A 23635-nucleotide genomic window follows, 5' to 3' on the forward strand; every position below is an offset into this window, starting at 1 on the left:
AATTTGCAAGAAGGAAAAATTATTAAAGTATCCGGTCCTTTAGTCATGGCTGAGAACATGTCTGATGCTAGTATTCAAGATATGTGTCTCGTCGGGGATTTGGGTGTTATTGGAGAAATTATCGAGATGCGCGGCGACGTTGCATCAATTCAGGTATATGAAGAAACTTCAGGGATTGGCCCTGGCGAAGTGGTGCGGACAACAGGGGAAGCTTTATCTGTTGAACTAGCTCCCGGAATTTTATCTCAGATGTTTGATGGGATTCAACGTCCATTAGATACTTTTATGGAAATCACTAAAAGTAACTTCCTTGCTAGAGGTGTGCAGCTTCCAGCCTTAGATCATGAGAAGAAATGGCTTTTCGAATCAACAAAATCAGTTGGCGATTTTGTCAGCTCAGGTGATGTGATTGGAACGGTTCAGGAAACAAAGATTATTTTGCATAAAATTATGATACCAAACGGTCTGAGTGGAACAATCAAAGAAATTCATCATGGTGAATTTACGATTGATGAAACAGTCTGCGTATTAGAAACAGAAACTGGCGAACGAGCAGTAACAATGTTGCAAAAATGGCCGGTTCGTCGCAGTCGACCAATTAAAGAAAAACTAAACCCGGATGCACCAATGATTACCGGTCAACGAGTTATTGATACCTTTTTCCCAGTCACAAAAGGGGGAGCAGCCGCTGTTCCGGGACCATTTGGAGCCGGAAAAACCGTTGTTCAGCACCAAATTGCGAAATGGGCAGATGTTGATTTAGTGGTCTATGTAGGTTGTGGTGAACGTGGAAATGAAATGACCGACGTTCTAAATGAATTCCCAGAACTAATTGATCCAAAAACAGGGGAATCATTGATGAAACGGACAGTCCTAATCGCGAATACCTCAAATATGCCAGTAGCCGCCCGTGAAGCATCCATCTATACAGGGATTACAATTGCTGAATACTTCCGTGATATGGGCTATAGTGTCGCAATTATGGCAGATTCAACTTCTCGTTGGGCCGAAGCACTTCGAGAAATGAGTGGTCGTTTAGAAGAAATGCCAGGGGACGAAGGTTACCCAGCCTATTTAGGTAGCCGTTTAGCTGAATATTATGAGCGTGCTGGCCGAGTGATTGCGTTAGGCTCTGAAGGCCGAGAAGGTAGTATTACAGCGATTAGTGCCGTTTCACCTTCTGGAGGAGATGTCTCAGAACCCGTTACCCAAAATACGCTACGCGTAGTAAAAGTTTTCTGGGGACTAGATTCTATTTTGGCACAAAAACGCCATTTCCCTTCAATTGATTGGCTTCAAAGTTATTCATTATATTCGACAGAAGTCGGCAAATATATGGATCAAGCCTTACAAGCAGATTGGTCTGAGATGGTTGCTACAGCTATGCGTATTCTTCAAGAAGAAGCGCAATTAAACGAAATTGTCCGTTTAGTAGGGGTAGACTCTTTATCAGATAAAGATCGTTTAACATTAGAAGTGGCCAAATCAATTCGTGAAGATTATCTACAACAAAATGCATTTGATGATGTGGATACCTTTACTTCTCGAGAAAAACAATTTAAGATGTTGGAAATGATTCTCGCTTTCCAAAAAGAAGGACAGCGTGCACTAGAACTAGGTTCATATTTGAATGAAATTATGTCAGGAACTGTCACTTTACGTGATCGGATTGCGAGAAGCAAATATATTCCTGAAACAGAGCTAGATAAATTGGATGGCTATTTACAGTCAATCAAACAAACAATGCAAGAAATTATCGCAGAAGGAGGAATGTCCCATGATTAAGGAATATCGAACAATTAGTGAAGTAGTGGGTCCTTTGATGGCGGTTGATAAAGTTTCTGGTGTAAAATATGAAGAGCTTATCGAAGTCCGAATGCAAAATGGCGAAATTCGTCGTGGCCAGGTTCTAGAGGTGCATGAAGACAAAGCGATGGTCCAAATTTTCGAAGGAACGAGCGGTATCAATCTACGCGATTCTGCTGTACGCTTTTTGGGACATCCCTTAGAGTTAGCCGTATCTGAAGATATGATTGGCCGAGTGTTTGATGGCTTAGGTCGTCCGAAAGATAATGGTCCTGAGATTTTACCAGAAAAAATGGTTGATATTAATGGTGAGGTTATTAATCCTGTTGCCAGAGATTATCCAGATGAGTTTATTCAAACTGGGATTTCTGCGATTGATCATTTAAACACTCTAGTGCGTGGTCAGAAGCTGCCAGTATTTTCTGGTTCAGGCTTACCTCATAAAGAGTTGGCCGCTCAGATTGCTCGTCAAGCTAACGTACTTAATAGTGATGAAGAGTTTGCGGTAGTCTTTGCAGCGATTGGAATTACCTTTGAAGAAGCCGAATTCTTTATGGAAGATTTCCGTCAAACGGGCGCCATTGATCGTTCAGTAATGTTCATGAATTTAGCCAACGATCCTGCTATTGAGCGGATTGCGACGCCACGTATGGCATTAACAGCTGCTGAGTACTTAGCTTATGAAAAAGGCATGCACGTTTTAGTTATTATGACGGACATGACCAATTACTGTGAGGCCCTTCGTGAAATTTCGGCCGCTCGTCGAGAAGTACCTGGTCGACGAGGTTACCCAGGATATCTATATACGAACTTAGCAACGCTCTTTGAACGCGCTGGACGGATTCGTGGGTTAAAAGGATCTGTGACTCAAATTCCAATTCTAACGATGCCAGAAGATGACAAAACGCATCCAATTCCCGATTTAACTGGTTATATCACAGAAGGACAAATCATTCTTTCTCGTGAATTATATAAGAGTGGGATTCAGCCACCGATTGATGTCTTGCCGTCATTATCTCGTCTAAAAGATAAAGGGACTGGCCCAGGAAAAACCCGGGAAGACCACGCAGCGACAATGAATCAATTATTTGCGGCTTATGCTCAAGGAAAACAGGCCAAAGAATTAGGTGTGGTTTTAGGTGAGTCAGCATTATCTGATAGTGACCGAGCGTATGCCAAGTTTGCTACACAATTTGAAAAAGATTATATCAATCAGGGCTTTACTACCAATCGGACAATTGAGGAAACTCTTGACTTAGGTTGGAAACTATTAGCTATGTTACCACGAACGGAATTAAAACGAATTAAAGACGATATGCTAGACCAATATTTACCTGAAGGGGAGTGACAAAATGGTGCAATTAAACGTCAACCCTACACGGATGGAATTAACTCGTCTAAAAAAACAATTGGCGACCGCTAGCCGGGGCTACAAATTGTTGAAAGATAAACAAGATGAACTGATGCGCCAATTCATCCTGCTCATTCGTAAAAATAATACCTTGAGAAAAGAAGTTGAGGAGACTCTTCAACAATCTATGCAAGGCTTTATTTTGGCAAATGCTTCAATTGATGAACGCTTTATTGAAGAAATGTTCATCCTGCCTGCCGAAAAAATTACGCTAGATTTAGTTGAAAAAAATATTATGAGTGTCAAAGTACCAGCCATGAGCTTCAGCTACGATGAACATCTAGGCGAAGCGCCTTTGGATTACGGCTACTTAAATTCCAATGAACAGTTGGACCGGGCAATTGATCGTTTTACAGAAAATTTACCTAAACTCCTAGAGTTAACGGAGATCGAGAAAACCTGCCAACTGCTATCTGGTGAGATTGAAAAAACCAGACGTCGGGTGAATGCACTAGAATATATGACTATTCCACAGCTTGAAGAAACAATCTATGCAATTAAGATGAAATTAGAAGAAAACGAACGAGCAGAAGTGACACGCTTGATTAAAGTAAAAAATATGAGCGACTCAAAGAACTAAGTTAGTCTATTCGCGCTTGTAGAAAAAGGAGCAACGGAAGAATGAAGAAGAAAAGACGGCAGCAATCGAAACATCTGACCGCCGTTCAATTATTAGCCTTTGGTTTTTTAGTTCTGATTTTTCTTGGTGGGACATTATTAACTTTCCCATTTTTTAGTCACACAGGAACCTGGACACCGTTTATTGATGCCTTATTTACGGCAACTTCAGCGGTTTGTGTGACAGGCTTAACGACACTTAACACCGTTGAGCATTGGAATGAATTAGGACAATTTCTAATTCTATTATTAATCGAAATTGGTGGCTTGGGTTTTATGATGATGCCCATTCTTTTCTTCACTCTTGCCAAAAAGAAAGTTAGCCTCAGTACCCGAATTGTCTTACGAGAGGCCTTAAATCTAGATGAAATGTCTGGTGTCATGAACTTGATGCTCTACATTTTAAAGCTAGCAGCGGCTATTCAATCGCTGGGGGCTCTCGCACTTTCAATCGTATTTATTCCAAAATTTGGTTGGCTTAAAGGAATTTGGTATAGTATCTTTCATTCGGTATCTAGTTTTTGTAACGCGGGATTTGACTTGTTAGGGACAAGCTTGGCAGAGTATCAATCAAATATTTATTTGATTCTTGTGATTTCTGCCTTAATTATTTCTGGTGGGTTAGGCTTTCTTGTTTGGCGAGATGTCTTAAACTACAAGAAAAAGAAACGTCCTTCTCTTCATACGCAAATTGCGCTCGCTGTTACCGGTACGCTTCTACTCGGTGCCACACTAATTTTCTTCTTTACTGAAAATAATGCACAGGCATTAGCGCCTAATCTATCCTTTTTTGAGCGCCTGGCTAATACCTTTTTTATGAGTGTCACACCTAGAACGGCTGGTTATTTTTCGATTGATTATGCGCAAATGAGCCATGCTGGGCTAATTACAACCATGTTTTTGATGTATATTGGTGGGACCTCAGGTTCGACAGCTGGTGGACTGAAAACAACAACATTTGGCGTTTTAGTTATTCAAATGCATTCGATGTTTAAAGGAAGAACACGCGCAGAATTTAGGGAACGAACCATTCGTCCAACGGTGGTGATCCGAGCGTTGACTTTATTTTTCCTGACACTCACCTTATGTGTCGTAACAATCATGATTCTATCCATTACTGAAACGATTCCTCAAGGCTTTGGTATTGAATATATTGCCTTTGAAGTCTTTTCAGCATTTGGTACCGTTGGCTTGACCATGGGCCTAACGCCAGAATTATCTGTGATTGGTAAAGCAGTTATCATCTCTTTAATGTACATTGGCCGTGTCGGAGTGTTGACCGTTGTCTTTTCACTAATCACAACCGCACAACGCCAAGAAGTTAAGTACAAATACCCAGAAGAAAGCGTAATGATTGGGTAATTATTTACTACTTGATAAAACAATTTAACACAACCACACAAAAAAATGAACCAGGATAGCCGTCAAATTGACGAGCTAACCGGTTCATTTTTATTTCCATCGAAAACAGATCAGTAATAAAAGATTTAGCACACTCATTTTTTTATAATCAGTGTTCCGTTTTTCTAGAAAGCGGAGCTCAAAATCTTTTCGTTACTCAAACAAATAGGCTGTTTTTCAACAAATTATTTTTCACGAATAACTTCAATTTTGTATCCATCTGGGTCTACGATAAAGTAGTAAGAAGGAGCTGTTCCAGGTAGACCTTTTAGATCCGTCACGTTTAATCCAGCTTCTTTTTGACGTTGATGTAACGCTTCTAAATCAGAAACAGCAATCGCGATATGTCCATAACCATCGCCTAAATTATAGGCTTCGTGGTCGTAATTATAAGTCAATTCTAATTCATAGTCGTCACCAGGTAACGTTAAGTAAGCTAACGTAAATTTGTGCTCTGGAAAGTCACGACGACGGCTTTCTTCAAAACCGAATGCTGATTGATAAAATTCTAGTGAAGCCTCAAGATCTTTTACACGTACACAAGTGTGTGCCATTTTCATAAATAATTCATCCTCTCATCTCTAATAACTTAATCATAGCATAAGTTGCAAAAGAAATTAAGTTTGCTGATTTTCGCGCTTGTGTCTGATTATCTACTCCTGTAAAATATAGGAAAGGATGAGTTGGAGGAGAAGGAATGAGTATGCCAGTTTTTGGGGAGAAGGTTATTGGGAAAGAGTATCAGGCGCGCTATGCAGCCTATATTATTGTTAGTCGAAATGAAGGACAAGAGATGGTTCTTGTTCAAGCGCCAAATGGGGCCTTTTTCTTGCCAGGCGGAGAAATTGAAAATGAGGAAACAAAAGAAGAAGCTATCGATCGGGAAATGATTGAAGAATTAGGGGTTACAGTCGACATTGATTGTTATATTGGCGAAGCTCAAGAGTATTTTTATTCACGACATCGCGATACTTATTATTTCAATCCAGGCTATTTTTATTGTGCCAAATCTTGGACTAAGATAGGCGAACCTACTGAAACGACCAATCAATTAGTGTGGCTTTCGCCCGCAGAAGCCATCGAACAATTAAAACGAGGCAGTCATAAATGGGCTGTCGAAGAGTGGCTAAAGAAATAACTGCACCTATAAATACATAAAACGAAGCGAGGAAGAACAGCCAGTTATTTGGGCTTTGTTCTTCCTCGTTTCGTTTTTTATTGATCTACATGGATGACCAGAAATAGTTTCTAGCGACCTAATTCATTCGAAAGAAAAGGGGAGATGACAAGTTTTTTGTCACCTCCCAAAAATCTGTTTTAGCTAGATTTATTTTTCTAATATGTATTGCTTAATAATCTCGGCAACACCGTGTTCTTCATTAGAAGTAGTCAGCACATCTGCGGCTTCCTTGACAGCAGGTGTGGCATTACCCATAGCAACACCGACGCCGGCGTATTCAATCATCGATAGGTCATTTTCGTTATCGCCAATCGCCATGATTTCTTCTTGCTTAATCCCCAGATGAGCGGCTAATTTTGCAATCGCTGCTCCTTTGCTGGCTTCTTTATTTAGAATTTCGTAATAAAAATCAGCACTCTTAACCGTAGTATATTGTTCTTTAAATGATTCTGGTAGCTTGGCAATCGCCTGATCCAAAATATCTGGCTCATCAATCATCATCATTTTTACCGGCTCTACTTGCGCCATAATTTCTTCAGGTGAGCGGTATTTGATTGCCATACCAACTAGCGAAGATTCATGGACCGTGTAGGGGCTAATGTCTCGATTTGGTGTGTAGATAAATTTCTCGTCAATCACATGTAAATGACTACCGACTCTTCTAGCCATAGCTTCAACAGTGATAAAGTCATCACTAGACAGGCCATAGCGAGAAATAACCGCACCTGTTTGCGTATTTTGAACAAGCGAACCGTTATAAGTAATCACATAATCAGTTTCTTTTAAAAGCGCTAATTCATTTAAAAGGGGTTGCACACCTGGAAGGGGACGGCCAGTACATAGGACGATCGTCACGCCTCGATCTTCAGCTTTTTTTAATGCTTGTTTTACTTCGGGTGTTACTTCATGATGGTTATTTAATAATGTTCCATCAATATCAATTGCGACTAATTTTATTGCCATTCTAATTTGTATCCTCCTAAAATTCAGGGCTAACTAAAGCACCATTGCGAATATATTTTGAAAATTCTTGATAGGTCTCATCAAATAAATCATAGTGGTCTTCTTGCGCTGGGTCAAGCATTTCTTTTGGGAAATAAAAGCGTTCATCCCCTTGTTGTTGCCCAGCCAAAGCTGAAACCAGTTGGCTAACTTGTGATAATTCAATCAGCGTGCCGTCTTTTCTAACAATTTCGATTTGTGTCCGATGGCTGCCTTGCTCCGGTCGATAAAAATCATAAGGCAAGTCATAGCTAGAGTTGATAGCCGTATAATAAATCGGATTATAGCCAACTTTTTCCACTAATTGCTGTAATTTTGCGACAATCGGCTGATCTGTTGCTCCAGAAAATGTAGCAGACTTTAATGGTTTACGATTCAGGAAACGTTTCGCTAGGTCACTCAATATCGGATCATTTTCCTCGGCCCATTGGATAAAGTACGTTCCTAATACACCATCATCTAATTTTAGATACTCTTCTAATGTAAATGATTCCTTCAAGAATGGGAGAAGTAACTGTGAATGTAGATCAAAAATCTCTGAATCCTCTTGATATAATTCGTGCGCTCGATTCAGTAGATGCTCTAAAACGACTTCCATCCCTCGCGAAACTGGATGAAAATAGACCTGGACATACATCTGATAACGGCTGACAATATAATCTTCTACCGCATGCATTCCGTTCATAGCAAAAGCGATTCCCCCTGCATAAGGACGAATGACGCGAAGAATTCTAGTTAGGTCAAACGTGCCGTATTCTGTGCCTGTATAGTAAGCATCTCTCAGTAGATAATCCATCCGATCCGCATCGATTTGACTAGAAATCATCTGAACGACTTGTGGATTTGGATAAGTTTTGGTAATGACGCTAGCGACTTTTTCAGGAAAATCAGCCTCTACACGATTCAGAATTTGATAGACCTCTGTTTCTGGCGAGGTAATGATCTCAACCGTAATCGCTTCATGGTTGGTATGGAAAATATGCTCAAAAGTATGCGAATAAGGACCATGGCCGACATCGTGAAGCAGCGCCGCACACAGCGCGACCAGACGTTCTTGATCATCCCAGCCGCCAGACCCCATTTTTTCTAGAGAATAATTTCGCTCAAATAAATCACAAATTCGGCGTGTAATTTCGTAGACACCTAATGAGTGAGAAAATCGGCTATGTTCAGCGCCATGGAAGGTGAAAGAAGAGGTGCCTAATTGCTTAATTCGGCGCAACCGTTGAACTTCCTTAGAATTAATCAAATCAAGAATTACTTGATGTTGAACATGGATATAATTATGGACAGGATCGCGAAAAACTTTTTCAATTGGTAAAGTCTGTTGCTTGTACGGCATCATACGGATAGCTCCTTCAACATTTCATTTCGTTGTTTCATCTTTAAAAGATGTTGATCAATGGCTGGTTGTAATAACTTTTCTTCGATATAATCAGTAGATTCATAGAATTTTGCTGAGCCATAGAGTGCTTCGTAAGCCGTCGCAATTTGATGTTTCACTTGCTCAATCGTCATTTCTTCTTTGAGTAGTGTGGGAAGGTTTTCCATACTGTCTGGCTTAACAGGTGGATAACCATCTAAGCCAAATTTTTGGCCCAAACTAGCTTGATAGAACTGTTGGACAGCTCTTCCACGCGCCGCTTGATCGCCGGTGATACTTAAATACATCATGATTGCTAAGCCATTTTTCACACGTCTTTGGGCAATCCCTGCAAATTTTTTGCCATCAATACTTAAATCATACGTTCCCGGACAATAGGAATCGGGAATCTCATAGGCCTCGATCTCAGTAGACGAAAACGCCTTTCTTACAAGGGATAACATTGCTTCATAGCCTTCATCTATCGTTCGTTTTTGGCCCTGTTCTTCGATTGGTAGAATCAAGGAAACATTCAATACGCCCTCATCTGAAATAACACCCAGTCCACCTGAATTACGGACAATAGGTGAATAGGACGCTTTTTTTAATGCACGTAGTCCCGCAGTTAAATCGGCAACGCGGGTATCTTTCATTCCTAAAATCATCGTTTGTTGCAACTGCCAAAAATGTAAGAAATGGTGGGCGTTTTGACCAGCTACTTCGATTAAAACATCAGTTGTAGCAAAAGGAAGTAGGGTTTGATTTTTATTAGTAAGGGTAGGTTGATCAATTATATAAGTTTGACTTGTCATAAAAAGCTCCTTTATAAAGAAATAGAGACTCTGGAAAAACAGAAAGTGGATAAACGATACAGACGACAAAAAATGAAATAAATACCGTTTACGACCTTTTCTTCGTCTATTATTATATACGAAAAGATGACTTTATGCTCCCTTTAGCGTTTTTTATGCGGCAAATGCCAGGTGTATTTCAAAAAGATTGACTTTAATTGACAAAACAGGTAAAACTATGAAGAATATAAAATAGAGGTTCTAATTTTAAAAAAAAGGTTGAACTAGAATAGAGAATGTAAAGGAGATCGGGTCGTATGGATTTAACACATGGAATACCTGTGTCCATTCAATTGGCAACCAAGGTGATTCAAAATCAGGAAGTACAAGATTTTTATTTCGATTTAACAGGTCAGGTCGTGAAAATGGCGGACACGTTATATATACGCTACAAGGAAGTACAGGAAGAAACGGGCGAAGAGGTCCCAGTAACGATTAAAATTACTCCAGACGGACGAATTCAGCTAATTCGTGCGGGAGAAATGCGGATGCGCTTGAAATTTGGTTATCAAGAGCGCCTAGAAACCAATTATCAAACCCCTTATGGTTTATTGGCGATTCATACATTTACCCGTAATTTGCGTTTTAGTCTAAAAGATCGACCAATCTCAGGAAAAATAGTGATTGATTATGATTTATATATGGCAGAGGATAAAATCGGGGAATATCTATTAACTCTTGATTTTACTGCATAAAATTTGCAAGAATGAATTGCTTTTTTGCCGAGGTTTTTGTATGATAAAGAATAGACTGTGAAAGGACGTGTCCTGCTTGGAAATTAACGTATTTAAAGATGTCAATAAAAATGAATTATCTATGATTGAAGTAGCTCATGCAATTTTAGAACAACATGAGGATGTAATGGATTTTTCTGACTTGGCTAACCAAATTCAAACTTACTTAGGAAAAACAGATAGTGAAATTCGCGATTCATTAGCGCAATTTTATACAGACTTGAATATTGATGGAAGCTTCATTTCACTAGGGGATAACCGTTGGGGCTTACGTTCTTGGTATGCCTTTGATTCAATTGATGAAGAAGTCAACCATGGACTTGAAGACGAAGACGATGAAACACCTAAACGTCGCAAACGTAAAAAAGTAAATGCCTTTATCACTGGTGATGAAGATGCAATTGACTATAATGATGATGATCCAGAAGATGCTGATCTAGTCGACGATGATGATGATGATTTATTCGAAGACGATGATGACGATGAAGAAGAAGAAATCGCAGCATACAACAAAGATCTGAAAGAAATCGGCGCAGATTCTGATGATGAAGAAGAACTTCCAGGAAGTATCGAAGAAGATCTAACAATCATCGATGATGATGAAGAAGATGAAGAATTCGACGACGAATTTGAAGATGAAGAAGAAAAATAGGCCAATTGGTCTATTTTTTTTTGCCAAAAAGAGATTATAAAAGTCAATCGATAGCGTAATAAGTCATTCGAAAGAACTGCTCCCTCAATTTATTTGCAAAAAGTTGAGCCCCATAAGAAAGAACTAAAATTAAAAAATCTAGTAGGCAAGAGACATTAAGCTAAAATTATCCTGTCTAACCTATACGAGATTTCCCTGTAAATTCTTTTTCAAAAATCTGTTTCAGTTAGTCGATTGATGCTCAAATACTCAAAAAAAGGCTCATTCGATAAAATTTAATAAAAAAATTTTTATCCTGTGAAAAAATTGTCCGGACAACTTAATTATTCGCGTGATAAACCGATCCTTAACCTCACAATTTTTGCACAAACTTTCCACAAAATTCTTATTTCAGTATTTTTTACTAAAAACTAGTTTGACATATAAATCTGCACGGTTATAATAACAATATGTTTTAGGTAAAAAAAACTTTTAAAGGAGAATACGAATTTTATGACGACAAATTTCGATTCAAAAGAATATCTTACAAAGGTTGATGCTTGGTGGCGAGCTTGTAATTACATATCCGTTGCACAAATGTATTTGAAAGACAATCCATTGCTCACACGCGAAATTACTGAGGAAGATGTTAAAATTCATCCAATCGGACATTGGGGCACGATTGCCGGACAAAACTTTATCTATGCCCACTTAAACCGCGTGATTAATAAATATGATCTGAACATGCTATACCTTGAAGGGCCAGGACATGGTGGACAAGTTATGGTTTCTAATTCTTATGTAGATGGCAGTTATACAGAAATCTATCCGGAAATTACGCAAGATGAAGCTGGCTTCAAAAAATTGTGTAAAATTTTCTCATTCCCTGGTGGGATCGCTTCTCATGCGGCGCCAGAAACGCCAGGCTCAATTCATGAGGGTGGCGAGCTTGGTTACACACTTTCACATGCTACCGGGGCAATTTTAGACAACCCAGACGTGATTGCTGCAGCCGTTGTTGGTGATGGTGAAGCTGAAACTGGCCCACTTGCTGCTGGTTGGTTCTCAAATTCATTTATCAATCCTGTCAATGATGGGGCAGTCTTGCCAATTCTTTATTTGAATGGTGGGAAAATCTCTAACCCAACGATTCTAGAACGTAAATCAGATGCTGATTTGAAAAAATATTTTGAAGGTCTTGGTTGGGACCCAATCTTTGTTGGTGGAACAGATCCTGAGAAAGTTCACCCAGAGATGGCGAAGACATTAGATACAGCGATTGAAAAAATTAAAGCAATTCAAGCAGAAGCACGTGCTGGTAAAGCCGAAGACGCAACAATGCCAGCTTGGCCAGTGATCATCTGCCGCACACCTAAAGGGTGGACCGGTCCTAAATCTTGGAATGGTGAACCAATCGAAGGCGGCTTTAGAGCCCATCAAGTGCCAATCCCAGTTGATGCACATCATATGGAGCATGTGGATACCTTGGTTGAATGGTTAAAATCTTATCGTCCAGAAGAATTATTTGACGAAAATGGTACGATTAAAGACGAAGTCCGCGCGATTTCTCCTAAAGGCGACCGCCGGATGTCAACAAATCCAATCACAAATGGTGGGATTGATCCTAAACCGTTGAAATTAACTGATTGGAAAAAATATGCCGTTGATACGACCACGCCAGGCGCTGTTGAAGCACAAGATATGACTGAGTTTGCGAAATTTGCAACAGATTTAATTGTTGAAAATCCTAACAATTTCCGTATCTTTGGCCCAGACGAAACAAAATCAAACCGTATGGCTGATTTGTTTAAAGTCACAAACCGCCAATTTATGGAAGCACAAAAACCAGAATATGATGAGTGGATTGCGCCAGCTGGTCGAGTAATCGATTCTCAATTGTCTGAACATCAGTGTGAAGGATTCTTAGAAGGTTATGTGTTAACAGGTCGTCATGGATTCTTCGCATCATATGAAGCATTCCTACGTGTAGTTGACTCAATGATCACTCAGCATTTCAAATGGTTACGTAAAGCCGCTGATCATAAATGGCGCAAACAGTATCCTTCATTGAACCTAATTGCGACATCAACAGTATTCCAACAAGATCACAATGGCTATACGCACCAAGATCCAGGTTTATTGACACATCTTTCTGAAAAGAAACCAGAATTCATTCGTGAATATTTACCAGCAGATGCTAACTCATTGATGGCAGTCATGGAAGAAGCACTAGGCTCTGAAGAAAAAATTAACTTAATCGTTTCTTCTAAACAGCCACGTCCACAATTTTACTCAGCGGATGAAGCAGAAATCTTAGTTAAAGATGGTTTAAAAATTATCGACTGGGCTTCAACAAGTGGCAATGACGAACCTGATTTGGTAATCGCAGCAGCTGGAACTGAACCTAACTTAGAAGCCTTGGCAGCTGTGACCATTTTAAATCAACAATACCCAGACTTGAAGATTCGCTTCATTAACATCGTTGATTTATTGAAATTACGTCATCCTGACCAAGATCCTCGTGGCTTAACAGATGAAGAATTTGATGCGTATTTCACAGCGGACAAACCAATTGTCTTTGCTTTCCATGGCTATGAAGGATTAGTACGTGATATCTTCTTCAAACGTCATAACCATAATTTACACATTCACGGTTATCGTGAAAATGGCGATATTACTACACCATTTGATATGCGTGTCTTCTCTGAAATGGATCGTTTCCATATTGCCAAAGACGCAGCAGTTGCCTCTCTAGGTGATAAAGCCAGCGACTTTGCACAAAAAATGGACGATACATTGAGCTTCCACCATGACTACATCCGTGCAAACGGTGTGGACATTCCAGAAGTAGTTAACTGGAAATGGTCAGCTTTAAAATAAGAAAATGCATATAAGTGTATGTAAATAAAACGACTTAATATCAAAAACTCTCTAGTTTGCGAATGGCAAATTAGAGAGTTTTTTACATCGTTATTTGCTTTACAAAATGCGCAAATAGCCATAAGTATTTAAAAAGCAGACATTTTCACACTTTTTTATGATTCTTATTCTACTTTAAAGAATGAATTGGTCGCTACTTGATTACGCAACTACTATACAGTTGAAAGAGGGAACAAGCACTGAGATTTTAGGCAGCTACCTTCAGACTGCTAGTAAAGTTTACAAAAGTCAGTTCATCGTCTCTATTCTTCTGATAGTAACTTGTGTTACCATGGACTAAACAGCTCTGAATTATCATTCTTGAGTTATCTTTCTATCATTCATCTACATCCGCATTGTTAAATGAGCGAGTGATTTTCAGGGGTACTAGCAGACATCACTATGTAAAAAATATCGAATGCCAGGTGCTCCAGCTCGGAATATTTGTGTTACTATAGTAGAGGCGTAAAATGGTTTACTGAATGAACAAATGAGTATTTAAGACGCTCAAAATTTAGCTATGTCACTCTTATAACAACAAAAAAACTTCTCAATAAATGAGAAGCTTTAAAGGAATTACTACCTATTATGCGTCCTGAGGGAATCGAACCCCCGTCTTGAGAACCGGAATCTCAGGTGATATCCACTACACTAAGGACGCAGACACGAGTATTAGTTTAGCCGATTTGAAAGAAAATTACAAGGGGAAGGAGCAAAAAATGAAATTTGAACAAAATTTTTCTCAACAACAGAAGCAAACGCAAAAATTAGCGATGACGCAACAGCTCCAACAATCAATCCAAATTCTACAGTTTAATGGTGAAGAATTAACGGAATTTGTCGAATCGAAAGCATTAGAAAATCCCTTGATTGATTTTGTCGAGCCTATTTATAAAACCGATTATTCGTCTGGAACAACGAGTAGCAATTATAGTGCAGATGATAAATCTAACTACTTAAATCAAATTCCTGATACGCATATGTCGCTGTTTGAATATCTTTTAGACCAAGTCCATCTCAATTATCGAGAAACATATCTGCGAACGTTAGTCCTCTATCTATTAGAATTTATTGACTTAAATGGTTTTTTAACAACCAATTTGGAAGAGGCAGCGCGGCAGACTGGCGCGACAGAAATTCAGATGCTCGATGCACTGACTTTGGTGCAGCAGTTGGATCCGGCAGGGGTAGGGGCCCGCAATCTTCAAGAATGTTTGATGTTACAAACTGAACGAGATGATCATGCGCCGGCTTTAGCCTATATTGTATTAGAAGAGAAGTTTACTGAGCTTGCCCAAAGAAAATGGGAAATAATCACAAAACAGTTTGATATTACTTTACAAGAGGTTCAAAAAATATTTGATTATATTCAAACCTTAACACCAACTCCGGGAGCGATTTTTGGGAATACTTCAGAACTATATATTATTCCCGATGTAAAAGTCCAAGTGGTTGATGATCAACTAATTGTTACGTCCAATAAGAAAGGCCAGCCAGAAATTCATTTTCAACAAAAATACTTTGACCGTATGAAGCAAGAAAACGACAAAGAGGTCAATAAGTATCTAAAAGAAAAGCAACAGGAATTCGAATGGTTACAAAAAACACTCCTTCAACGTGGAGATACCATCTTGAATGTTGCCAAAGCGATTATCGAACGACAACAAGAATTTTTCTTCGATAAAACACGTCCAATCAATGCTTTAACGCTAAAAGAAATTTCTGAAGCTATCGGTGTCCATGAGTCGACAGTCAGCCGGTCGGTCAATGGGAAATATCTTGAAACCAACTTTGGTGTTTTCGAATTGAAGAAGTTTTTTACAAATAAGTTAGGCACAAACCAATCAGAGAATGGCGATGAGCTTTCTGCAGATAGTGTCAAAAGAAGTCTTCAAGCGCTAGTTGATGCAGAAAACAAAGCCAAACCACTGTCTGATCAGAAGCTTGTGGAGCTATTAAAAGAGCAATCTATTGATATTTCGCGAAGAACTGTCGCTAAGTACAGAGATCAATTAGGCATAGCTAGCTCCTCAAAAAGAAAGCGATATGATCATTGATTTTAAAGAGCCGGTAAATCTTTATCGATTTATCGGCTTTTTTTGTTGAAATAATCATGAAAAACTGCTAAACTTACTTTTGTAAGGAATGGATTTTCTATTTTATAAACTGTTTATAAAAAGACGTTCCACTTTTTTTTAGTGTCTATGGGTCGTTTTAAGTCTATCTTGGACAAAAAATGTCCAACCAAGGAGTTCTCTTATGATTAACGAATTGAAAATGATCGAAGCGATTGCTCCAGATGTAATGGATGTACTTCAAGAAAGATTCCAAATTTTGCGGAACATTTATTGGATGCAACCAATTGGCCGACGTAGCTTAGCTGAAAGTATGGGGATGACTGAACGTGTCCTGCGTACAGAAACAGACATGCTAAAAAATTTACAATTGATTGAAACTTCAAAGAGTGGCATGACGCTGACTAATAAAGGTGAGAATATTTACCAGGATTTAGAAAAGATCATGAATCAAATTCTTGGAGTGAACCAAATTGAAAAACAACTGGCTGAGTACTTTGGTATAAAGCGTTGTGTGGTTGTTGCTGGTGACAGTGATGAACAGAAAAAAGTTGTGGATGAATTTGGTGAAGCGCTAAACGACGCTTTGTTGTTACTATTACCTGAAGCCAAAAATGTGATTGCCGTAATGGGTGGCACAACAATGGCGACTGTTGCTGAACATTTAACAAATTTAGAGACAGACAAACGTCAGAATCTATTTGTTCCAGCAAGAGGTGGGATTGGTGAAGCTGTCACGGTTCAAGCAAATTCAATCAGTGCTATGATGGCGACAAAAGCCAAAGGGAATTACCGTGCATTATATGTTCCAGAGCAATTGAGTCTGGCAACTTACAATTCTCTCTTACAAGAGCCCTCAATTCACGAGGTCTTAGGCTTGATTAGTCAGGCAAATTGTGTTATTCATAGTATTGGGAGAGCCTTACACATGGCTGCTCGTCGAAAGATGACAGAAGAAGAACTGCTGATGTTAAAACAAAAGAATGCAGTTGCTGAATCATTTGGTTATTTCTTTGACGAAACAGGCAAAGTTGTATACAAAGTTCCCCGGATTGGGTTACAATTAAAAGATATTCAAGATATCCCAATCGTGATTGCGATTGCTGGCGGCCATTCAAAAGCCAAAGCAATTAACGCATACATGAAAAATGCACCTGAACAAACGTGGCTCATCACAGATGAAGCCGCAGCAAAAGTGATTTTAAAAGGGGTAACCCTTTAAAATAAATATTTTTTTGATTTTCATAAGGAGGAAATCTTAAATGACAGTTAAAGTAGGTATTAATGGATTTGGACGTATCGGACGCTTAGCATTCCGTCGTATCCAAGATGTAGCAGGAATCGAAGTAGTTGCAATCAATGACTTAACAGATGCTAAAATGTTAGCACACTTGTTAAAATATGATACAACTCAAGGACGTTTCAACGGAACTGTAGAAGTTCACGAAGGTTCATTCAACGTAAATGGCAAAGAAGTTAAAGTTCTTGCTAACCGTAACCCTGAAGAATTACCTTGGGGCGACTTAGGAGTAGATATCGTATTAGAATGTACTGGTTTCTTCACTTCTAAAGAAAAAGCTGAATTACACTTAAAAGCTGGTGCTAAACGTGTTGTTATCTCTGCTCCTGGTGGAAATGACGTTCCAACAATCGTTTACAACACTAACCATGACATCTTAACAGGTAAAGAAACAGTTATCTCTGGTGCTTCATGTACTACTAACTGTTTAGCTCCTATGGCTAAAGCTTTACAAGACAACTTTGGTGTTGTTGAAGGTCTTATGACTACAATCCACGCTTACACAGGTGACCAAATGACTCTTGATGGACCTCACCCTGGTGGAGACTTCCGTCGTGCACGCGCTGCAGCAGAAAACATCGTTCCTAACACAACTGGTGCTGCTAAAGCTATCGGTCTAGTAATTCCAGAATTAAATGGTAAATTAGACGGAGCTGCTCAACGTGTTCCTGTAGCAACTGGTTCATTAACTGAATTAGTAACAGTTCTTGACAAAAACGTAACTGTTGAAGAAGTTAACGAAGTAATGGCTAAAGCTGCAAACGAATCTTACGGATATAACGAAGATCAAATCGTATCTTCTGATATCGTAGGTATGACTTTCGGTTCATTATTCGATGCTACTCAAACAAAAGTTATGACTGTTGGCGACAAACAATTAGTGAAAACTGTTGCTTGGTATGACAACGAAATGTCTTACACTGCTCAATTAGTTCGTACTTTAGAATACTTCGCAAATCTTTAAGATTTAGTCGACTGAAGAGTGTAAAACAAAACACTGTACAATCTAAAAGCGGGGAAGCGACGCGCTTCTCCGCTTTTTTTGATAATAAATTTACAATTGGAGGCAATTCTTTCATGGCTAAAAAGACAGTAAAAGATATCGAATTAAAAGATAAAAAAGTGCTTGTCCGTGTCGATTTCAACGTTCCTTTAAAAGACGGCGTAATCACTGATGATACACGTATTAAAGCAGCGTTACCAACAATCAACTATGTGTTGGAACAAGGCGGCAAAGCGATTCTATTTTCACATTTAGGTCGTGTAAAAACAGATGAAGATAAAGCTGGTAAATCTTTAGCTCCTGTTGCTAAACGTTTAGGCGAATTATTAGGCAAAGAAGTTACTTTCGTTCCTGAAACTCGTGGCGAAAAATTAGAAGCAGCAATCAATTCTATGAAAGACGGCGATGTTGTTGTCTTTGAAAACACACGTTTTGAAGATATTGATGGCAAAAAAGAAAGCAAAAACGATGCTGACTTAGGTAAATACTGGGCTTCATTAGGCGATGTTTTCGTGAATGATGCTTTCGGTACAGCTCACCGTGCACATGCTTCTAACGTAGGGATTGCTTCTACTGGTATCCCAACAGTTGCTGGTTTCCTAATGGAAAAAGAAATTAAATTTATCGGTGAAGCAGTGGAAGAACCAAAACGCCCTATGATCGCAATCTTAGGTGGCGCGAAAGTTTCTGACAAAATCGGCGTAATCGAAAACTTAATTCCTAAAGCGGACAAAATTCTAATTGGTGGCGGAATGACTTATACATTCTACAAAGCCAAAGGAATGAACATTGGTAGCTCTTTAGTTGAAGCAGACAAAGTAGAATTAGCAAAAGAATTAATTGAAAAAGCTGGCGACAAACTTGTCTTACCAGTTGATTCAGTAACGGCTGCTGAATTCTCAAATGATGTTCCAACTGAAATCCACGTTGGCGATGTGCCAGACGGACAAATGGCTCTAGATATTGGACCAGAAACAATAGCTTTGTTCTCTGAAACATTAAAAGGTGCGAAAACAGTTGTTTGGAACGGTCCTATGGGCGTGTTCGAAATGAGCAACTTCGCTAAAGGAACAATTGGCGTTTGTGAAGCCATCGCTAACCTTGAAGGCGCAACAACAATCATCGGTGGTGGCGATTCTGCTGCGGCTGCTGAACAATTAGGCTTTGCTTCTAAATTCACTCACATCTCAACAGGTGGCGGTGCAAGTTTAGAATTATTAGAAGGTAAAGAATTACCTGGCTTAGCTGCAATTAACGATAAATAATTAATAGAGCCTGTGGTTGCTTAGTAGGCGGCCATAGACTCTTCAACTATGAGGAGTGAATCATTCATGCGTAAACCAATTATCGCTGGTAACTGGAAAATGAATAAAACAGCTTCTGAAGCGAAAGCTTTTGCTGAAGCTGTAAAAACTAAAATTCCTGGAAATGATAAAGTTGATTCAGTTATTGGATCTCCAGCTTTATTTTTACAAGAATTAGTTGAAGCAGCAAAAGGAACTGAATTAAAAATTTCAGCTCAAAACTGCTACTGGGAAAACTCAGGTGCGTTCACTGGTGAAGTTTCACCTGCAGCACTTTCTGACCTAGGTCTTGACTATGTAATCATTGGTCATTCTGAACGTCGTGAATATTTCCATGAAACGGATGAAGACATCAACAAAAAAGCCAAAGCAATTTTTGCTAATGGCATGGTGCCAATCTTCTGTTGTGGCGAATCTTTAGAAACTTATGAAGCGGGTAAAACTTCTGAATGGATCGAAGGACAAATCACAAACGGACTTGTTGGCTTAACTGATGGACAAGTTTCTTCAATGGTGATTGCTTATGAACCTATCTGGGCGATTGGTACTGGTAAATCTGCAGATGCTAACATTGCCGATGAAATCTGTGGCGTGGTTCGTGCAACTGTTGAAAAATTATACGGTAAAGAAGTTTCTGAAGCTGTTCGTATTCAATACGGCGGTTCTGTGAAACCTGAAAACATTGCTGAATACATGGCGAAAGAAAACGTTGATGGTGCTTTAGTCGGCGGAGCTAGCTTAGAAGCTGACTCATTCTTAGCGTTATTAGACGCTGTAAAATAGTCTAATTTTGTAAAAGTTTTGAAAATAGTCAAGAAACATTTGCACTCTGGTTCAAAATTAACTAAAATTGTTCATAAGGGGAGAAATCCCTTAGGATAAAAACAAACTCAAAGGAGAGACAAAACATGTCAATTATTACTGATGTTTACGCTCGCGAAGTCCTAGACTCACGCGGTAACCCAACAATCGAAGTAGAGGTATACACTGAAAGCGGTGCGTTTGGTCGCGGAATGGTTCCTTCAGGCGCTTCAACTGGTGAATACGAAGCTGTTGAATTACGTGATGGCGATAAAGGCCGTTACTTAGGTAAAGGTGTTACTAAAGCTGTAGATAACGTAAATAACATTATTGCAGAAGCAATCATCGGCTACGATGTTACTGACCAAATGGGCATTGACAAAGCAATGATCGAATTAGATGGCACTCCTAACAAAGGTAAATTAGGTGCAAACGCAATTCTTGGTGTTTCTATTGCAGCCGCTCGTGCAGCAGCAGACTACTTAGAATTACCTTTATACCACTACCTAGGCGGATTCAATACTAAAGTATTGCCAACTCCAATGATGAACATCATCAATGGTGGTTCTCATGCTGACAACAGTATTGACTTCCAAGAATTCATGATCATGCCTGTAGGCGCGCCTACATTCAAAGAAGCTCTACGTATGGGTGCTGAAGTATTCCACGCGTTAGCTGCTATCTTAAAAGCTAAAGGTTTAGCAACTTCAGTAGGTGACGAAGGTGGTTTCGCTCCTAACTTAGGTTCTAACGAAGAAGGTTTCGAAGTAATTATCGAAGCTATCGAAAAAGCTGGCTATGTACCTGGTAAAGATATCGTTCTTGCTATGGATGCTGCTGCTTCTGAATTCTACGATAAAGAAAAAGGTGTTTACGTATTAGCTGATTCTGGCGAAGGCGAAAAAACTACTGAAGAAATGATCGCTTTCTACGAAGCATTAGTTGCTAAATACCCAATCATCTCAATCGAAGATGGATTAGACGAAAACGACTGGGACGGATTCAAGAAATTGACTGAAGTTTTAGGCGACAACGTTCAATTAGTTGGTGACGATTTATTCGTAACAAACACAACTAAATTAGCTGAAGGTATTGAAAAAGGAATTGCTAACTCAATCCTAATCAAAGTTAACCAAATCGGTACTTTAACTGAAACATTTGAAGCTATCGAAATGGCTAAAGAAGCTGGCTACACTGCAGTTGTATCTCACCGTTCTGGTGAAACAGAAGATTCTACAATCTCTGATATCGCTGTTGCAACAAATGCTGGCCAAATCAAAACTGGTTCTCTTTCAAGAACAGATCGTATCGCTAAATACAACCAATTACTTCGCATTGAAGACCAATTAGGTGACGTAGCTCAATACAAAGGTTTGAAATCTTTCTACAACCTTAAAAACAAATAATTTTTAACGAAATGAATTTGGAACACTCTTCGGATAAAACTGGAGAGTGTTTTTTTTTGATTGATTAAATTGGTTCATATGTAGTTCAGAAAGAGGAGGTAGTGATTATAAAAATCCGAAACTGATTTATCGTGTCAACAAATCCTACTTCGTTAATAGTTCACATGTGCAATTATTTGTAGTTTCTATTATTACTTGCTAGAATGAATATGCATTGATTGCAAAAAAGGAGCGTAAAATAGAATGGACGGAAAGAAGTTTGATGGGCAACCAGTGACTGAGGAATTGCTAGACACAAACGGTTATCGAAAATATAGTGGAAAAGAGATCGATATCTATTACAATAAGGATATTTGTATCCATGCTGGAGAATGTGTGAGAGGGAATTCAGCGGTCTACGAAGTAGGGCGTCGTCCATGGATTATAGCGGATAATGCTGTAGTTGATGAGCAGGTGCAAATTATTGCAAAATGCCCTAGTGGTGCCTTAAAGTACATACGAAAGGATGTTGAATAAGCATGGAAATTAAAGAAGAAAAAAATCGCTTTGTTCTATTAAATGATGCTTCAAGAGAAATCGGCGAAATGACTTGGTCGAATGCTGGAGAAAAGATTATGATTATTGATCATACCTTTGTTGAGCCAGCGTATCGAGGCCAAAAATTAGCGGAAAAGTTAGTCAAGGCGGGGGTTGAAAAAGCTCGTCGTGACGATAAAAAGGTCGTCCCATTATGCCCATTCGCAAAAAAAGAATTCGACCAAAAACCTGAATATGCGGATGTTTTGAGAAAATAAGTAGTCAGATGCAGCACATTTGTTAATGTTGAATATGTACGATTTAACAAACATATACGCAATAAATAACCTCAGCGTCTGCTGAGGTTTTAGTATACAATCAGAGAATTATTTTGACTATTGAATATTAATACAACTCTATATAAATTACACATTGAATACAACATCTGGAGGCTTATATAACAGTCAATTCTCTGAATGTTCTTGCACAAATTAAGCAACTATTTATGGGTAGATTAAAATTACTGGCCGCAGATAATGCTTAATCATGAAGATCAAATTGATACGCGGATTAAGTATTGATACACCCTCAAACATATCTTCAGGGTATATTTTTTCGACTATTTTAATTTAGGCAAGACAATGGCTAGCCAATCTAGCAGTAGGAATTCCTGCAATTAAAAATTCTGCAGTCCCTATAGGGGAATCATAAATTACTAGCTGTGCATTTTCACTATTTACAGCTTGTATGAACTGATTTAGCAATGAGATTAACGTTCTTTGTTGAGCTGCTTGCGACCAGACTGTGAACTTTTTGATGGAAGGAATCCCGGATGCGGCATACGGTTGAAGATACATAAAAGAGTATTGATCAATCCATTCACAAAAACTATCTTGCGAGAAAAACTTATACTCATTAAATAAATAATAAAATTACGCAAAAAGAAGCCCTGTAGTGAGCTTCTTTTTGTGTTTACTGAAAATTCCACTAGATATCTCGTTCATTCTATGATACATTAAGATAGATGAATTTTCGTGAAAAAGGAGGTTTTATTACGTGAACTTGTATAATCTTATTTTAGGCGCTGTAATCGTCTTGTCTGTCTTATTAATCATTGCTATTATGATGCAGCCAAGTAAACAAAATAGTGCTGCTAGTGCTTTTACAGGCGGCGCAGATCAATTATTTGGGAAACAAAAAGCACGCGGTTTTGAGGCCGTTATGCAAAGAGCAACTGCAATAATGGGTGTGCTTTGGATTGCTTTATTATTTGCATTAGCTTATCTTTCTTCTCACTAGACAATTACACGGTTA

Annotated in this window: 22 protein-coding genes and 1 tRNA gene; 17 read left to right on the forward strand and 6 right to left on the reverse strand. The window is 38.9% G+C overall.

Features of this window, described 5'->3' with window-relative positions; all coding sequences use genetic code 11:
• Positions 1 to 3: 3 nt before the first annotated feature.
• From BAU15_RS13660 to BAU15_RS13675, 4 genes are read left to right on the forward strand one after another with little or no spacing between them, the layout of a single operon-like run.
• Positions 4 to 1785, forward strand: coding sequence for a V-type ATP synthase subunit A (locus BAU15_RS13660; RefSeq protein ID WP_161843289.1), 1782 nt, complete (start codon positions 4 to 6; stop codon positions 1783 to 1785).
• Positions 1778 to 3154, forward strand: a complete 1377-nt coding sequence (locus tag BAU15_RS13665; RefSeq protein WP_161843290.1) for a V-type ATP synthase subunit B — start codon at positions 1778 to 1780, stop codon at positions 3152 to 3154. The genes BAU15_RS13660 and BAU15_RS13665 overlap by 8 nt, the downstream gene beginning before the upstream one ends.
• A gap of 4 nt (positions 3155 to 3158) precedes the next feature.
• Entirely contained in the window at positions 3159 to 3797 is a 639-nt protein-coding gene (locus BAU15_RS13670) for a V-type ATP synthase subunit D (protein WP_161843291.1), read from the forward strand.
• A gap of 41 nt (positions 3798 to 3838) precedes the next feature.
• A complete protein-coding gene (locus tag BAU15_RS13675) occupies positions 3839 to 5197 on the forward strand; it encodes a TrkH family potassium uptake protein (RefSeq protein WP_161843292.1) in 1359 nt (452 codons plus the stop codon).
• 224 nt (positions 5198 to 5421) lie between these two features.
• Here the strand turns inward: BAU15_RS13675 and gloA are convergent, their stop codons facing one another.
• Entirely contained in the window at positions 5422 to 5796 is a 375-nt protein-coding gene (gene gloA / locus BAU15_RS13680; RefSeq protein WP_161843293.1) for a lactoylglutathione lyase, read from the reverse strand.
• 137 nt (positions 5797 to 5933) lie between these two features.
• On the opposite strand from gloA, the gene BAU15_RS13685 reads away from it, so the two are divergent.
• Entirely contained in the window at positions 5934 to 6374 is a 441-nt protein-coding gene (locus BAU15_RS13685) for an NUDIX hydrolase (protein ID WP_202622745.1), read from the forward strand.
• A 189-nt stretch (positions 6375 to 6563) separates the two neighbouring features.
• Here BAU15_RS13685 and yidA read toward each other — a convergent pair whose 3' ends face one another.
• From yidA to BAU15_RS13700, 3 genes are read right to left on the reverse strand one after another with little or no spacing between them, the layout of a single operon-like run.
• Positions 6564 to 7379, reverse strand: coding sequence for a sugar-phosphatase (gene yidA / locus BAU15_RS13690; RefSeq protein ID WP_161843294.1), 816 nt, complete (start codon positions 7377 to 7379; stop codon positions 6564 to 6566).
• A gap of 16 nt (positions 7380 to 7395) precedes the next feature.
• On the reverse strand, positions 7396 to 8763 hold the full coding sequence (locus BAU15_RS13695; protein WP_161843295.1) for an HD domain-containing protein: 1368 nt from the start codon (positions 8761 to 8763) through the stop codon (positions 7396 to 7398).
• Positions 8760 to 9593, reverse strand: coding sequence for a lipoate--protein ligase family protein (locus BAU15_RS13700; RefSeq protein ID WP_161843296.1), 834 nt, complete (start codon positions 9591 to 9593; stop codon positions 8760 to 8762). The genes BAU15_RS13695 and BAU15_RS13700 overlap by 4 nt, the downstream gene beginning before the upstream one ends.
• 296 nt (positions 9594 to 9889) lie before the next feature.
• Between BAU15_RS13700 and BAU15_RS13705 the strand changes: the two genes are divergently transcribed.
• From BAU15_RS13705 to BAU15_RS13715, 3 genes are all read left to right on the forward strand, one after another.
• Complete coding sequence (locus BAU15_RS13705; protein WP_161843297.1) at positions 9890 to 10327, forward strand: YwiB family protein; 438 nt, start codon at positions 9890 to 9892, stop codon at positions 10325 to 10327.
• Between the two features lie 76 nt (positions 10328 to 10403).
• Positions 10404 to 11018 (forward strand): DNA-directed RNA polymerase subunit delta, encoded by a 615-nt coding sequence (gene rpoE, locus BAU15_RS13710; RefSeq protein ID WP_161843298.1) that lies wholly within the window; start codon positions 10404 to 10406, stop codon positions 11016 to 11018.
• Between the two features lie 492 nt (positions 11019 to 11510).
• The gene (locus BAU15_RS13715; protein ID WP_161843299.1) at positions 11511 to 13877 is read left to right on the forward strand and encodes a phosphoketolase family protein; all 2367 of its coding nucleotides are present in this window, start codon (positions 11511 to 11513) and stop codon (positions 13875 to 13877) included.
• Positions 13878 to 14505: 628 nt separating this feature from the next.
• Here BAU15_RS13715 and BAU15_RS13720 read toward each other — a convergent pair.
• A tRNA-Arg gene (locus BAU15_RS13720) sits at positions 14506 to 14577 on the reverse strand.
• Positions 14578 to 14635: 58 nt separating this feature from the next.
• On the opposite strand from BAU15_RS13720, the gene rpoN reads away from it, so the two are divergent.
• The 8 genes from rpoN to BAU15_RS13760 all read left to right on the forward strand — a co-directional run bounded on the left by rpoN (position 14636) and on the right by BAU15_RS13760 (position 22599).
• Positions 14636 to 15973 carry an RNA polymerase factor sigma-54 gene (rpoN, locus tag BAU15_RS13725; RefSeq protein WP_161843300.1) on the forward strand — a complete coding sequence of 446 codons (1338 nt, stop codon included), beginning with the start codon at positions 14636 to 14638 and terminating at the stop codon, positions 15971 to 15973.
• Positions 15974 to 16175: 202 nt separating this feature from the next.
• Positions 16176 to 17213, forward strand: a complete 1038-nt coding sequence (locus tag BAU15_RS13730; protein WP_161843301.1) for a sugar-binding transcriptional regulator — start codon at positions 16176 to 16178, stop codon at positions 17211 to 17213.
• Between the two features lie 40 nt (positions 17214 to 17253).
• Entirely contained in the window at positions 17254 to 18255 is a 1002-nt protein-coding gene (gap, locus tag BAU15_RS13735) for a type I glyceraldehyde-3-phosphate dehydrogenase (protein ID WP_161843302.1), read from the forward strand.
• A gap of 113 nt (positions 18256 to 18368) precedes the next feature.
• Entirely contained in the window at positions 18369 to 19559 is a 1191-nt protein-coding gene (locus tag BAU15_RS13740; RefSeq protein WP_161843303.1) for a phosphoglycerate kinase, read from the forward strand.
• A 66-nt stretch (positions 19560 to 19625) separates the two neighbouring features.
• The gene (gene tpiA, locus BAU15_RS13745) at positions 19626 to 20381 is read left to right on the forward strand and encodes a triose-phosphate isomerase (RefSeq protein WP_161843304.1); all 756 of its coding nucleotides are present in this window, start codon (positions 19626 to 19628) and stop codon (positions 20379 to 20381) included.
• A 125-nt stretch (positions 20382 to 20506) separates the two neighbouring features.
• Entirely contained in the window at positions 20507 to 21805 is a 1299-nt protein-coding gene (eno, locus tag BAU15_RS13750) for a phosphopyruvate hydratase (RefSeq protein WP_161843305.1), read from the forward strand.
• A gap of 243 nt (positions 21806 to 22048) precedes the next feature.
• On the forward strand, positions 22049 to 22321 hold the full coding sequence (locus tag BAU15_RS13755; protein ID WP_161843306.1) for a (4Fe-4S)-binding protein: 273 nt from the start codon (positions 22049 to 22051) through the stop codon (positions 22319 to 22321).
• Positions 22322 to 22323: 2 nt separating this feature from the next.
• Entirely contained in the window at positions 22324 to 22599 is a 276-nt protein-coding gene (locus BAU15_RS13760) for a GNAT family N-acetyltransferase (RefSeq protein WP_161843307.1), read from the forward strand.
• A gap of 351 nt (positions 22600 to 22950) precedes the next feature.
• Here the strand turns inward: BAU15_RS13760 and BAU15_RS13765 are convergent, their stop codons facing one another.
• Complete coding sequence (locus BAU15_RS13765) at positions 22951 to 23178, reverse strand: hypothetical protein (protein ID WP_161843308.1); 228 nt, start codon at positions 23176 to 23178, stop codon at positions 22951 to 22953.
• 205 nt (positions 23179 to 23383) lie between these two features.
• Between BAU15_RS13765 and secG the strand changes: the two genes are divergently transcribed.
• Entirely contained in the window at positions 23384 to 23620 is a 237-nt protein-coding gene (secG, locus tag BAU15_RS13770; protein ID WP_161843416.1) for a preprotein translocase subunit SecG, read from the forward strand.
• Positions 23621 to 23635 lie beyond the last annotated feature (15 nt).

It is taken from the genome of Candidatus Enterococcus huntleyi, from assembly GCF_009933175.1.
Taxonomy (GTDB): Bacteria; Bacillota; Bacilli; order Lactobacillales; family Enterococcaceae; genus Enterococcus_K; species Enterococcus_K huntleyi.

Coding starts and splice junctions, on each gene's coding strand:
- BAU15_RS13715 (WP_161843299.1), top strand. CDS start 11,511: ATGACGACAAATTTCGATTCAAAAGAATATCTTACAAAGGTTGATGCT.
- eno (WP_161843305.1), top strand. CDS start 20,507: ATGTCAATTATTACTGATGTTTACGCTCGCGAAGTCCTAGACTCACGC.
- BAU15_RS13665 (WP_161843290.1), top strand. CDS start 1,778: ATGATTAAGGAATATCGAACAATTAGTGAAGTAGTGGGTCCTTTGATG.
- BAU15_RS13695 (WP_161843295.1), bottom strand. CDS start 8,763: ATGATGCCGTACAAGCAACAGACTTTACCAATTGAAAAAGTTTTTCGC.
- BAU15_RS13700 (WP_161843296.1), bottom strand. CDS start 9,593: ATGACAAGTCAAACTTATATAATTGATCAACCTACCCTTACTAATAAA.
- BAU15_RS13685 (WP_202622745.1), top strand. CDS start 5,934: ATGAGTATGCCAGTTTTTGGGGAGAAGGTTATTGGGAAAGAGTATCAG.
- rpoN (WP_161843300.1), top strand. CDS start 14,636: ATGAAATTTGAACAAAATTTTTCTCAACAACAGAAGCAAACGCAAAAA.
- BAU15_RS13755 (WP_161843306.1), top strand. CDS start 22,049: ATGGACGGAAAGAAGTTTGATGGGCAACCAGTGACTGAGGAATTGCTA.
- BAU15_RS13765 (WP_161843308.1), bottom strand. CDS start 23,178: ATGTATCTTCAACCGTATGCCGCATCCGGGATTCCTTCCATCAAAAAG.
- BAU15_RS13705 (WP_161843297.1), top strand. CDS start 9,890: ATGGATTTAACACATGGAATACCTGTGTCCATTCAATTGGCAACCAAG.
- BAU15_RS13675 (WP_161843292.1), top strand. CDS start 3,839: ATGAAGAAGAAAAGACGGCAGCAATCGAAACATCTGACCGCCGTTCAA.
- BAU15_RS13740 (WP_161843303.1), top strand. CDS start 18,369: ATGGCTAAAAAGACAGTAAAAGATATCGAATTAAAAGATAAAAAAGTG.
- BAU15_RS13760 (WP_161843307.1), top strand. CDS start 22,324: ATGGAAATTAAAGAAGAAAAAAATCGCTTTGTTCTATTAAATGATGCT.
- BAU15_RS13670 (WP_161843291.1), top strand. CDS start 3,159: ATGGTGCAATTAAACGTCAACCCTACACGGATGGAATTAACTCGTCTA.
- BAU15_RS13730 (WP_161843301.1), top strand. CDS start 16,176: ATGATTAACGAATTGAAAATGATCGAAGCGATTGCTCCAGATGTAATG.
- yidA (WP_161843294.1), bottom strand. CDS start 7,379: ATGGCAATAAAATTAGTCGCAATTGATATTGATGGAACATTATTAAAT.
- gloA (WP_161843293.1), bottom strand. CDS start 5,796: ATGAAAATGGCACACACTTGTGTACGTGTAAAAGATCTTGAGGCTTCA.
- gap (WP_161843302.1), top strand. CDS start 17,254: ATGACAGTTAAAGTAGGTATTAATGGATTTGGACGTATCGGACGCTTA.
- tpiA (WP_161843304.1), top strand. CDS start 19,626: ATGCGTAAACCAATTATCGCTGGTAACTGGAAAATGAATAAAACAGCT.